Annotated in this window: 10 protein-coding genes; 8 read left to right on the forward strand and 2 right to left on the reverse strand. The window is 70.1% G+C overall.

The genetic code is table 11. The features are described from left to right. The first annotated feature begins 1 nt into the window (after position 1). From secF to ACWEQO_RS15620, 3 genes are all read left to right on the forward strand, one after another. Positions 2-1117, forward strand: a complete 1116-nt coding sequence (gene secF / locus ACWEQO_RS15610) for a protein translocase subunit SecF (RefSeq protein ID WP_361461869.1) — start codon at positions 2-4, stop codon at positions 1115-1117. Beyond that, entirely contained in the window at positions 1114-1665 is a 552-nt protein-coding gene (locus ACWEQO_RS15615; protein WP_361461872.1) for an adenine phosphoribosyltransferase, read from the forward strand. The genes secF and ACWEQO_RS15615 overlap by 4 nt, the downstream gene beginning before the upstream one ends. Positions 1666-1860: 195 nt before the next feature. Continuing rightward, entirely contained in the window at positions 1861-4431 is a 2571-nt protein-coding gene (locus ACWEQO_RS15620; protein ID WP_361461874.1) for a RelA/SpoT family protein, read from the forward strand. A gap of 108 nt (positions 4432-4539) precedes the next feature. Here ACWEQO_RS15620 and ACWEQO_RS15625 read toward each other — a convergent pair whose 3' ends face one another. Beyond that, positions 4540-5769 carry a DUF349 domain-containing protein gene (locus ACWEQO_RS15625; RefSeq protein WP_361461876.1) on the reverse strand — a complete coding sequence of 410 codons (1230 nt, stop codon included), beginning with the start codon at positions 5767-5769 and terminating at the stop codon, positions 4540-4542. A gap of 137 nt (positions 5770-5906) precedes the next feature. Next, entirely contained in the window at positions 5907-6728 is an 822-nt protein-coding gene (locus ACWEQO_RS15630; RefSeq protein ID WP_361461879.1) for a peptidylprolyl isomerase, read from the reverse strand. Positions 6729-6931: 203 nt separating this feature from the next. On the opposite strand from ACWEQO_RS15630, the gene ACWEQO_RS15635 reads away from it, so the two are divergent. The 5 genes from ACWEQO_RS15635 (at position 6932) to rpsD (ending at position 12202) form a co-directional block, all read left to right on the forward strand. Then, entirely contained in the window at positions 6932-7642 is a 711-nt protein-coding gene (locus ACWEQO_RS15635; RefSeq protein ID WP_361461881.1) for an MBL fold metallo-hydrolase, read from the forward strand. 11 nt (positions 7643-7653) lie between these two features. Continuing rightward, positions 7654-8916 carry a histidine--tRNA ligase gene (hisS, locus tag ACWEQO_RS15640; protein ID WP_361461883.1) on the forward strand — a complete coding sequence of 421 codons (1263 nt, stop codon included), beginning with the start codon at positions 7654-7656 and terminating at the stop codon, positions 8914-8916. A gap of 283 nt (positions 8917-9199) precedes the next feature. Next, positions 9200-9859 (forward strand): vitamin K epoxide reductase family protein, encoded by a 660-nt coding sequence (locus tag ACWEQO_RS15645; RefSeq protein ID WP_452983191.1) that lies wholly within the window; start codon positions 9200-9202, stop codon positions 9857-9859. 43 nt (positions 9860-9902) lie between these two features. Next, complete coding sequence (locus tag ACWEQO_RS15650; RefSeq protein WP_452983194.1) at positions 9903-11258, forward strand: replication-associated recombination protein A; 1356 nt, start codon at positions 9903-9905, stop codon at positions 11256-11258. A 329-nt stretch (positions 11259-11587) separates the two neighbouring features. Next, positions 11588-12202: a 30S ribosomal protein S4 gene (gene rpsD, locus ACWEQO_RS15655; protein WP_361461892.1), complete on the forward strand. Its 615-nt coding sequence runs from the start codon at positions 11588-11590 to the stop codon at positions 12200-12202. Positions 12203-12367: the final 165 nt, after the last annotated feature.

A 12367-nucleotide genomic window follows, 5' to 3' on the forward strand; every position in this document is an offset into this window, starting at 1 on the left:
GATGTCGAAGCTCGGTGGTCTCGGCGCCCGACTGCACCACGGTGAGGTCGGCTACGACTTCATCAAGAGCCGCAAGATCTGGTACGGCATCTCCCTCCTGATCACCGTCCTGGCCGTCGTCGGCCTGGCAGTGCGCGGCCTCCACATGGGCATCGAGTTCCAGGGCGGTGCGGTCTTCACCACCCCGAAGAACATGAGCGCCTCGGTCGCCCAGGCCGAGACCTACGCGGAAGAGGCATCCGGCCACGACGTCATCGTCCAGAAGCTCGGTGACGGCAGTCTGCGCATCCAGATCACGGCCATCGACACCGGCGCCTCGGACAAGATCAAGAGGGAGCTCTCCCAGGACCTGAAGGTCGACCCCGAGCAGATCAACGCGGACCTGGTCGGTCCCAGCTGGGGCGAGCAGATCGCCGCCAAGGCCTGGCTGGGCCTCGGCATCTTCCTGTTCCTGGTCGTGATCTACCTGGCCGTCGCCTTCGAGTGGCGCATGGCGGTCGCCGCGTTCATCGCGCTGATCCACGACATCACCATCACCGTCGGCATCTACGCCCTCGTGGGCTTCGAGGTCACCCCGGGTACGGTGATCGGTCTGCTGACCATCCTCGGCTACTCTCTCTACGACACGGTCGTGGTGTTCGACAGCCTCAAGGAACAGACCCGCGACATCACCCAGCAGACCCGCTGGACCTACAGCGAGATCGCCAACCGCTCCATCAACAGCACGCTGGTCCGCTCCGTCAACACCACGGTGGTCGCGCTGCTGCCGGTGGGCGCCCTGCTGTTCATCGGCGGCGGAGTCCTCGGCGCCGGCATGCTGAACGACATCTCGCTGTCGCTGTTCGTCGGTCTCGCCGCCGGGGCGTACTCCTCGATCTTCATCGCCACGCCGCTCGTCGCCGACCTCAAGGAGCGCGAGCCGTCGATGCGGACGCTGAGGAAGCGTGTCCTGGCCAAGCGGGCCCAGGACACGGACACGGGCGAGCCGTCCGAGATCCGAGTGCCCGACGACGGGCAGGCGGGGGCTGTTCCCGCGGCCCCCGCCGCCGTGGGGCCACGCCATCAACCCGCGTCCCGCAACCGCGGGCGCGGCCGACCCTCAGGAAAACACAGATGACCGAAACAACCGCCGCCGCTGCCGCACTGCTGCTGAGCCGTATCCGGGACGTCGAGGACCACCCGGAGCCGGGGGTGATGTTCAAGGACATCACCCCGCTCCTGGCCGACCCCAGGGCGTTCGCCGTGCTCAGCGACGCCCTCGCCGGGATCGCCGGAGCCACCGGGGCCACCAAGATCGTCGGCCTGGAGGCCCGGGGCTTCATCCTCGGCGCCCCGGTCGCCGTCCAGGCCGGCCTCGGGTTCATCCCCGTGCGCAAGGCGGGCAAGCTCCCCGGAGCCACCCTCAGCCAGGCGTACGACCTGGAGTACGGCTCCGCCGAGATCGAGGTGCACGCCGAGGACCTGACCGCCGCCGACCGCGTCCTGGTGATCGACGACGTGCTCGCCACCGGCGGCACCGCCGAGGCGTCGGTGCAGCTCATCCGCAGGGCCGGCGCCGAGGTCGTGGGCCTCGCCGTGCTGATGGAACTCGGCTTCCTCGGCGGCCGGGCCAGAGTGGAGTCGGTCCTGGCCGGTGCCCCGTTGGAGGCACTGCTCAGGCTCTGAGCGGCGACGCGGGACGTGCGTGCGGTGCGGTGAACACCGTGCGGGGCGGGCACCGGGGGAATCCGGCGCCCGCCCCGCACGTTCCACGGATGTACGGTCCTCACACCGGTCCACAGGACAGCCACCGGCCGGGGGTGGCTACCATGGGGGCTCCGGAGCCTGCCGGGGGACCCGGAAAGCGCACGAGGAGTCCTCTTGCCAGACGAGGCCCAGCACCTGACGGCAGACAAGCCCGAGTCCGACTCGGCTGCCGCGGCCAAGCCTGTGCCCAGCACGCCCTACGCGAAGAACGACACGCGCGGGCCGGTCCAGCACGCCCAGGCCGCCGCCGCGGACAAGCCCGAGCAGCCGCGTTCCAAGCCCGCCCCTCCTCTCGACTCCGCTCGAGCGGGCGGAGCATCGTCGTCCGGGCGGTCCGCACCCATGGTCCGCCCGAACACCGGACAGCCCGCCCGGGCCGGCTCCTCCAACCGCGTCCGCGCCCGGCTGGCCCGACTCGGCGTGCAGCGTGCCAACCCGTACAACCCGGTGCTGGAACCGCTGCTGCGGATAGTGCGCAGCAACGATCCCAAGATCGAGAACTCCACGCTCCGCCAGATCGAGAGCGCCTACCAGGTCGCCGAGCGCTGGCACCGCGGCCAGAAGCGCAAGAGCGGCGACCCGTACATCACGCATCCGCTCGCCGTGACCACGATCCTCGCCGAACTGGGCATGGACCCGGCCACCCTGATGGCCGGCCTGCTGCACGACACGGTGGAGGACACCGAGTACGGCCTGGAGCAGCTCCGCCGCGACTTCGGCGACACCGTCGCCCTGCTGGTCGACGGCGTCACCAAGCTGGACAAGGTCAAGTTCGGCGAGGCCGCGCAGGCCGAGACCGTGCGCAAGATGGTCGTCGCCATGGCCAAGGACCCCCGCGTCCTGGTCATCAAGCTCGCCGACCGCCTGCACAACATGCGCACCATGCGCTACCTCAAGCGCGAGAAGCAGGAGAAGAAGGCGCGCGAGACCCTGGAGATCTACGCGCCGCTCGCCCACCGGCTGGGCATGAACACCATCAAGTGGGAGCTGGAGGACCTCGCCTTCGCGATCCTCTACCCCAAGATGTACGACGAGATCGTCCGGCTGGTCGCCGAGCGCGCCCCCAAGCGCGACGAGTACCTCGCCGTCGTCACCGACGAGGTGCAGCAGGACCTGCGGGCCGCGCGCATCAAGGCCACCGTCACCGGCCGCCCCAAGCACTACTACAGCGTCTACCAGAAGATGATCGTCCGCGGCCGGGACTTCGCGGAGATCTACGACCTGGTGGGCATCCGTGTCCTGGTGGACACCGTCCGCGACTGCTACGCGGCCCTCGGCACGGTGCACGCGCGATGGAACCCGGTCCCCGGCCGGTTCAAGGACTACATCGCGATGCCCAAGTTCAACATGTACCAGTCGCTGCACACGACGGTCATCGGTCCCGGCGGCAAGCCCGTCGAGCTCCAGATCCGCACCTTCGACATGCACCGCCGTGCCGAGTACGGCATCGCCGCGCACTGGAAGTACAAGCAGGAGGCCGTCGCCGGCGCCTCCAAGGTCCGCACGGACGTGCCCAAGGCAGGGGGCAAGGCCGGCAAGGACTCCGCCGCCGTCAACGACATGGCGTGGCTGCGGCAGCTCCTCGACTGGCAGAAGGAGACCGAGGACCCCGGGGAGTTCCTGGAGTCGCTGCGCTTCGACCTGTCCCGCAACGAGGTCTTCGTCTTCACGCCCAAGGGCGACGTCATAGCGCTCCCCGCGGGCGCCACCCCGGTGGACTTCGCCTACGCGGTCCACACCGAGGTCGGCCACCGCACCATCGGGGCGCGGGTCAACGGCCGTCTGGTACCGCTCGAGTCGACCCTGGACAACGGCGACCTGGTGGAGGTCTTCACCTCCAAGGCGGCCGGCGCGGGCCCCTCCCGGGACTGGCTCGGCTTCGTGAAGTCGCCGCGCGCCCGCAACAAGATCCGGGCCTGGTTCTCCAAGGAGCGCCGCGACGAGGCCATCGAGCAGGGCAAGGACTCCATCGTCCGCGCGATGCGCAAGCAGAACCTGCCGATCCAGCGCATCCTCACCGGCGACTCGCTGGTGACGCTGGCGCACGAGATGCGCTACTCGGACATCTCCGCGCTCTACGCGGCGATCGGCGAGGGACATGTCGCCGCGCAGAACATCGTCCAGAAGCTGGTGCAGGCCCTCGGCGGGGAGGAGGCGGCCACCGAGGAGATCGACGAGTCGGTGCCGCCGGTCCGCGGCCGCGGTCGCAAGCGCCGCGCCAGCGCCGATCCCGGCGTCGTCGTCAAGGGCGTCGACGACGTCTGGGTCAAGCTGGCCCGCTGCTGCACGCCGGTCCCCGGTGACCCGATCATCGGTTTCGTGACCCGCGGCAGCGGTGTCTCGGTCCACCGCAGCGACTGCGTGAACGTCGACTCGCTGTCCCGGGAGCCCGAACGCATCCTCGAGGTGGAGTGGGCGCCCACCCAGTCCTCGGTCTTCCTGGTCGCCATCCAGGTCGAGGCGCTGGACCGCTCCAGGCTGCTGTCGGACGTCACACGCGTGCTGTCCGACCAGCACGTCAACATCCTCTCCGCGGCCGTCCAGACCTCCCGCGACAGGGTCGCCACCTCCCGCTTCACCTTCGAGATGGGCGACCCGAAGCACCTCGGGCACGTCCTGAAGGCGGTACGGGGCGTGGAGGGCGTCTACGACGTGTACCGGGTGACCTCGGCCCGCAACCGGTAGACCCGCCGGGCAGGGCCCGGGGCGCGAAGCGCGAAGGACACGCAGAAGGGGCTCCCGTACACCCGGTACGGGAGCCCCTCTCGGCGCGCGGCGACCGTCGGGCCGTCGTCAGCCGCCGAACTCCTGCAGTCCCTTCAGCGCCTGGTCCAGCAGCGCCTGGCGGCCCTCCAGCTCCCGCTCGAGCTTCTGGGCCCTGGCCTCGTTGCCCTGGGCCCGCGCCTGCTCGACCTGGCCCCTGAGCTTGTCCACGGCGGCCTGGAGCTGACCGGTCAGACCCTCGGCACGCGCGCGTGCCTCCGGGTTGGTCCGGCGCCACTCGGCCTCCTCGGCCTCCTGCATGGCCCGCTCCACGGACTGCATCCGGCCCTCGACCTTCGGCCGGGCGTCCCGCGGCACGTGGCCGATGGCCTCCCAGCGCTCATTGAGCGCACGGAAAGCGGCCCGGGCGGCCTTCAGGTCCGTGATCGGCAGGAGCTTCTCGGCCTCCCCGGCCAGCTCCTCCTTGAGCTTGAGGTTCTCCGCCTGCTCCGCGTCACGCTCGGCGAAGACCGAGCCGCGGGCGGCGAAGAAGACGTCCTGGGCGCCGCGGAAGCGGTTCCACAGGTCCTCCTCGTGCTCGCGCTGGGCGCGGCCCGCGGCCTTCCACTCCGCCATCAGGTCCCGGTAGCGTGCCGCCGTCGCACCCCAGTCCGTGGAGTTCGACAGCGCCTCCGCCTCGGCGACCAGGCGCTCCTTGGTCTTGCGGGCCTCCTCGCGCTGTGCGTCCAGGTGCGCGAAGTGCTGCTTGCGCCGCTTGGAGAACGCCGACCGGGCGTGCGAGAAGCGGTGCCACAGCTCGTCGTCGGACTTGCGGTCCAGCCGGGGCAGCCCCTTCCAGGTGTCCACCAGCGCCCGCAGCCGCTCACCGGCCGCCCGCCACTGGTCCGAGCCCGCCAGCTCCTCCGCCTCGGCGACCAGCGCCTCCTTGGCCTGACGGGCCTCGTCGGACTGCTTCGCCCGCTGCGCCCTGCGCTCCTCGCGCCGCTTGTCCACCAGCTCCACGAGCTTGTCCAGACGCACGCGGAGGGCGGCCAGATCACCGACCGCGTGATGGGCGTCGACCTGCTCCCGCAGGTGCTCGACCGCCGTCATGGCGTCCTTCGAGGACAGGTCGGTGGTCTTCACTCGCTTCTCGAGGAGGCCGATCTCGACAACCAGGCCCTCGTACTTGCGCTCGAAGTAGGCCAGTGCCTCCTCGGGGGAGCCCGCCTGCCAGGAACCGACGACCTGCTCTCCGTCGGCCGTACGCACGTACACGGTGCCCGTCTCGTCGACGCGGCCCCACGGGTCGCTGCTCACAGCGCCTCCTCCACATGATGCCTGCGGGGGGCTCTGCTGCCCCCGGGCATCGTCCACAGTTTTCGTCACGGCCAACATAGGCGACCGACGGGACACCTGTCCGCATCCCGCGCGACCGAAATTCCGCAGTTGGGCGGTCAGGATTCCGTGACGGTCGCCTTGTCGATCACGACCGTCGCGTTGGGCGCGCCGTCACCCGCTCCGGTGCTGTCACCGGCGCCGGCGATCTTCTTCAGGACCTTCATGCCGGCCTCCGAGACGGTGCCGAACGGCGTGTAGCTCGGCGGGAGCGGGCTGTCCTCGTACACCAGGAAGAACTGGCTGCCGCCGCTGTCCTTCTGCCCGGTGTTCGCCATCGCGACGGTGCCCGCCGGGTACGTGTTGTCCTTCAGGCTCTCGTCCTTCAGGTTCTCGTCCGGGATCGTGTAGCCGGGACCGCCGGTGCCGGTGCCCGTCGGGTCACCGCACTGCAGCACGTAGATGCCGTTGGTGGTGAGCCGGTGGCACTTGCTGTGGTCGAAGTAGCCCTTGTCGGCGAGGAAGTGGAACGAGTTGACGGTGTGCGGGGCCGCCGACGCCTTGAGCGCCATGTCGATCGTCCCGCAGGTCGTCTCGAGCGTCATCGTGTACTTCGCCGACTTGTCGATGGAGATCGCCGGCTCCTTCTTCCAGGTCTTCGACGCGACCTCGCCCTCGGCCGGCTTCTCACACGGGTCGGGCGCCTTGCTGGTCGCCTCGGCGCTCGGTGTGACCTCCGCGCTCGCGTTCGCCTTGTCCCCGTCCGATTCGAACGCCCCGGTCGTGTACAGCGCGAGGCTGCCGATCAGGACCACGCCGAGCGCGGAAGCGATCACCGAGTTGCGGATCCGCGCCTTGCGTCGTGCCTGGGTGCGCCGCTGCTGCTGCCGCAAGAACTTCTCCCGCGCGAGCTGACGCCGCCGCTGTTCCTGGCTGACCACCGGGTTTACTCCTCATGCGTCTCGTGTGCCGACCGGTACGCGTGCCTGCGGCGGACCGACCGTCTGCGTGTGCCCCGTACCGTATATGGGTTCGCTGTGGAATCGGCAGCGCCGGTAGGCTCTGACGACGGGCGCGAGCCCGTCGCAAGCCTCCCGTATCGACACAACCGTCGACACGACCCTCGACACAACGAAGGACGATCGTGCTCATTGCCGGGTTCCCCGCCGGGGCCTGGGGGACGAACTGTTATCTCGTCGCCCCCGCCGCCGGTGAGGAGTGCGTGATCATCGACCCCGGCCATCAGGCCGCCCCGGGAGTGGAGGAGGCGGTCCGCAAGCATCGGCTCAAGCCCGTCGCCGTCGTCCTCACCCACGGCCACATCGACCACGTGGCCTCCGTCGTCCCCGTGTGCGGGGCGCACGACGTACCGGCCTGGATCCACCCCGACGACCGGTACATGATGAGCGACCCCGAGAAGGCCCTGGGCCGCTCCATCGGGATGCCGCTGATGGGCGAGCTGACCGTGGGGGAGCCGGACGACGTCAAGGAGCTGTCCGACGGCGCCAGACTCGAACTGGCCGGGCTGGAGCTGACGGTCGCGCACGCCCCGGGGCATACCAAGGGGTCGGTGACCTTCGGTCTGCCCGAGACGGCGGACATCCCGCCGGTCTTCTTCTCGGGCGACCTGCTGTTCGCCGGCTCCATCGGACGCACCGACCTGCCCGGCGGTGACATGGCCGACCTGCTCGACTCGCTGGCGCGCGTGTGCCTGCCGCTCGACGACTCGACCGTGGTGCTGTCCGGACACGGACCCCAGACGACCATCGGCCAGGAGCGCGCCACCAACCCGTATCTGCGGCAGGTGGCGGCCGGCCAGGGAGCGGATGTGGACGCTCCCCGACGAGGAATGTGACAAGACCTTCCGTGAGCACCTTCAAGGCCCCCAAGGGCACCTACGACCTGATCCCGCCGGACAGCGCCAAGTACCTCGCCGTCCGTGAGGCCATCGCCGCCCCGCTGCGCGACTCCGGGTACGGCTACATCGAGACGCCCGGCTTCGAGAACGTCGAGCTGTTCGCGCGCGGTGTCGGCGAGTCCACCGACATCGTCACCAAGGAGATGTACGCCTTCGAGACCAAGGGCGGCGACCGCCTCGCCCTGCGGCCCGAGGGCACGGCCTCCGTGCTGCGTGCGGCCCTGGAGGCCAACCTGCACAAGGCCGGCAACCTCCCGGTCAAGCTCTGGTACTCCGGCTCGTACTACCGCTACGAGCGCCCCCAGAAGGGCCGGTACCGCCACTTCTCCCAGGTGGGCGCGGAGGCGATCGGCGCCGAGGACCCGGCGCTGGACGCCGAACTGATCATCCTTGCGGACCAGGCGTACCGCTCCCTGGGGCTCAGCGACTTCCGCATCCTGCTGAACTCCCTGGGGGACAAGGAGTGCCGCCCCGTCTACCGGTCCGCGCTGCAGGACTTCCTGCGCGGCCTGGACCTGGACGAGGACACCCTGCGCCGCGCGGAGATCAACCCGCTGCGCGTCCTGGACGACAAGCGCGAGTCGGTCCAGAAGCAGCTGACCGGCGCCCCCCTGCTGCGCGACTACCTGTGCGACGCCTGCAAGACGTACCACGAGGAGGTCCGCGAGCTGATCACGGCCGCGGGCGTCGCGTTCGAGGACGACCCGAGGCTGGTACGCGGCCTGGACTACTACACGCGCACCACCTTCGAGTTCGTCCACGACGGTCTGGGCTCCCAGTCCGCGGTGGGCGGCGGGGGCCGCTACGACGGTCTCTCCGAGATGATCGGCGGCCCCGCGCTGCCGTCCGTCGGCTGGGCGCTCGGTGTCGACCGCACCGTGCTGGCCCTGGAGGCGGAGGGCGTCGAACTCGAACTCCCCGCCACCACCAGCGTGTTCGCCGTCCCGCTCGGCGAGGAGGCCCGCCGGGTGCTGTTCGCCAAGGTCACCGAACTGCGCAAGAACGGCGTCGCCGCCGACTTCTCCTACGGCGGCAAGGGTCTGAAGGCGGCGATGAAGGCGGCCCACCGCTCGGGCGCGCGCTACGCCCTGGTGCTCGGCGAGCGCGACCTGGCCGAGGGCGTCGTCCAGCTCAAGGACATGGAGTCCGGCGAGCAGAGCGCGGTCGGCGTGAACGAGATCGTGGCCGAGCTGGAGGCACGGCTCGGCTGACCCCCGTACGCGGCCACGCGCGGACCACGCGCCACGGAGGCGCCGGTGTGCCCTTGCGGCACCCGGCGCCTTCGGCGTCAACGCGGAGCCGCACAGGTTCGCTCGCACGGGGAACCAGGATGGGGCGTATGTGCGGGCATGGCACAGACGGTGGCCGAAACCGGGCACCCATGGGGATGGCTCGTGTGTTCTTGTGACTGGTGGGCGGTGGGTTCACAGGTAAGTGCGGCACAATGGCCCTGCCCGAAGCAGGTCCACATTTCCCCGTGACGGAATCGGTGTGATGAGCAAGACGACTGTGAAGGACGTGTCCACCGTGCCCGAGCCTTCGCCGGGACCCGCCGGCGGACCGCCCCGCGAGGGCGCCGGCCGTGCGCTCGCCCTGCTCCTGGTCATCACCGGCGCGGCCGGTCTGTTCGCCGCGTGGATCATCACGCTGGACAAGTTCAAGCTGCTCGAGGCCAAGGCCAAGGGCGAGACGTTCGTCCCCGGATGCAGTCTCAACCCGGTGGTCTCCTGCGGCAGCATCATGGAGAGCGACCAGGCGTCCGTCTTCGGGTTCCCCAACCCGATGCTGGGCCTGGTCACCTACGGTATCGTCGTCTGCGTCGGCATGAGCCTGCTCGCCGGGGCACGCTTCCCCCGCTGGTACTGGCTCACCCTCAACGCGGGCACCCTGTTCGGCGCCGGCTTCTGCGCCTGGCTGATGTACCAGTCCCTGTACCGGATCAACGCCCTGTGCCTGTGGTGCTGCCTGGCCTGGGTCGCCACGATCATCATGTTCTGGTACGTGACGTCGTTCAACGTCCGCAAGGGCTTCCTGCCCGCCCCCGGCTGGCTGAAGAGCTTCTTCGGCGAGTTCACCTGGGTCATGCCGGTGCTGCACATCGGCGTCATCGGCATGCTGATCCTGACCCGCTGGTGGGATTTCTGGACCGGCTGACGGGCCCGCCGCGTCGTCGGCGCGGTCCTTTAGGGTTGCCGACGTGGAGCCCGACCTGTTCACCGCCGCAGCAGAAGAACGCCAGCAGAAGGACCCGACCGGCAGCCCCCTCGCCGTGCGGATGCGTCCGCGCACCCTCGACGAGGTGGCGGGCCAGCAGCATCTGCTGAAGCCGGGCTCGCCCCTGCGCCGACTGGTCGGCGAGGGCGCCTCGGGCCCCGCGGGCCCGTCCTCGGTGTTCCTGTGGGGACCTCCCGGCACCGGCAAGACGACCCTGGCCTACGTGGTCTCCAAGGCCACCAACAAGCGTTTCGTGGAACTGTCGGCGATCACCGCGGGCGTCAAGGAGGTCCGCGCGGTCATCGACGGCGCCCGCCGGGCCTCCGGCGGGTACGGCACGGAGACCGTCCTCTTCCTCGACGAGATCCACCGTTTCAGCAAGGCCCAGCAGGACTCCCTGCTCCCCGCGGTCGAGAACCGCTGGGTCACGCTGATCGCCGCGACCACCGAGAACCCCTACTTCTCGGTCATCTCCCCCCTGCTCTCCCGCTCCCTCCTGCTCACCCTCGAACCCCTCACCGACGACGACGTCCGCGGCCTGCTGCACCGCGCGCTCGCCGACGAACGGGGCCTGAAGGGCGCCGTCACCCTCCCCGAGGACACCGGGGACCATCTGGTGCGCATCGCCGGCGGGGACGCCCGCCGCGCCCTGACCGCCCTGGAGGCCGCCGCGGGGGCCGCGCTGGACAAGGGCGAGACGGCGATCTCCCTGGCCACCCTGGAGGAGACGGTCGACCGGGCCGCCGTGAAGTACGACCGCTCCGGCGACCAGCACTACGACGTCGCCAGCGCCCTGATCAAGTCCATCCGCGGTTCCGACGTCGACGCCGCCCTGCACTACCTGGCCCGCATGATCGAGGCCGGCGAGGACCCCCGCTTCATCGCCCGCCGCCTGATGATCTCCGCCAGCGAGGACATCGGCCTCGCCGACCCGAACGCGCTGCCGATCGCGGTCGCCGCCGCCCAGGCCGTCGCCATGATCGGCTTCCCCGAGGCCGCCCTCACCCTGAGCCACGCCACCATCGCCCTCGCCCTGGCCCCCAAGTCCAACGCGGCCACCACCGCGATCGGCGCCGCCCTGGACGACGTGCGCAAGGGACTGGCCGGGCCCGTGCCGACGCACCTGCGCGACGGGCACTACAAGGGCGCGGCCAAACTGGGCCACGCACAGGGGTACGTGTACCCGCACGACCTGCCCGAGGGCATCGCGCGCCAGCAGTACGCCCCGGACGCCCTGAAGGACCGCGCGTACTACGAGCCCACCCGGCACGGAGCCGAGGCGCGGTACGCCGACGCGGTGGAATGGACCAGGAAGCACCTCGGTCGGAAGCAGCCGTGAGCACCCTGTAGAATTCCCCGAAGCTGCGTCCCGTGTCCGGCCCCGCAAGGGAAACCGGCATCACCAGAGCGGGACATCCAGCCGGAGGCCTGCCCCCGGGCAGAGATCTCCAGGAGCGTCGCGCACCGTCGAACGGTGTCGCGGGCAGCCTGCCACCGTCCGGAATCCCGGGAGCGGTCGGTGGGCCACTCGCGTGCTGCACGTATGTGCCCAGACCAGGGGAGCGGCTGCCCGGCGGGTCCGACACGGACCCGCGGGGTTTCCCCGGCTGCGGATGCGACCTCCCTTAACCCTGGTGAGCCGGAAACTTTGGAAAAGAGACAGAAACAGTGGCGAACCAGTCCCGCCCCAAGGTCAAGAAGTCGCGTGCCCTGGGTATCGCGCTGACCCCGAAGGCCGTCAAGTACTTCGAGGCCCGCCCCTACCCGCCGGGTGAGCACGGCCGCGGTCGCAAGCAGAACTCGGACTACAAGGTCCGTCTGCTGGAGAAGCAGCGCCTGCGCGCCCAGTACGACATCAGCGAGCGCCAGCTCGTCCGCGCGTACGAGCGTGCCGCCAAGACGACGATCAAGACCGGTGACGCCCTCGTCATCGAGCTCGAGCGCCGTCTCGACGCCCTGGTCCTGCGTTCGGGCATCGCCCGCACGATCTACCAGGCCCGTCAGATGGTCACCCACGGCCACATCCAGGTCAACGGCAAGAAGGTCGACAAGCCCTCCTTCCTCCTGCGCCCGGACGACGTCGTGCAGGTCCGTGAGCGCAGCAAGGACAAGACGCTCTTCACGATCGCCCGCGAGGGTGGCTTCGCCCCCGAGGGCGAGACCCCGCGCTACCTCCAGGTGAACCTCAAGGCCCTGGCGTTCCGCCTGGACCGTGAGCCGAACCGCAAGGAGATCCCGGTGATCTGCGACGAGCAGCTCGTCGTCGAGTTCTACGCCCGCTGACCCCAGCAGGCAGGCGGTACCCCAGCCCGCCGTCCCCCCGCCCTCCAGGGCGGGCGGGGCGGCGGGCTGCTGCATGGGCGCCCCGGCCGCGACGTACCGACCCCGCCGGACGGTAATCAGGTACGGAGCCCCGCCGTCGGCGCGATAGGCTCGGTGCACGAATTT

The sequence above is a fragment of the Streptomyces sp. NPDC004051 genome, from assembly GCF_053604275.1.

Coding starts and splice junctions, on each gene's coding strand:
- ACWEQO_RS15645 (WP_452983191.1), top strand. CDS start 9,200: ATGAGCAAGACGACTGTGAAGGACGTGTCCACCGTGCCCGAGCCTTCG.
- secF (WP_361461869.1), top strand. CDS start 2: ATGTCGAAGCTCGGTGGTCTCGGCGCCCGACTGCACCACGGTGAGGTC.
- ACWEQO_RS15615 (WP_361461872.1), top strand. CDS start 1,114: ATGACCGAAACAACCGCCGCCGCTGCCGCACTGCTGCTGAGCCGTATC.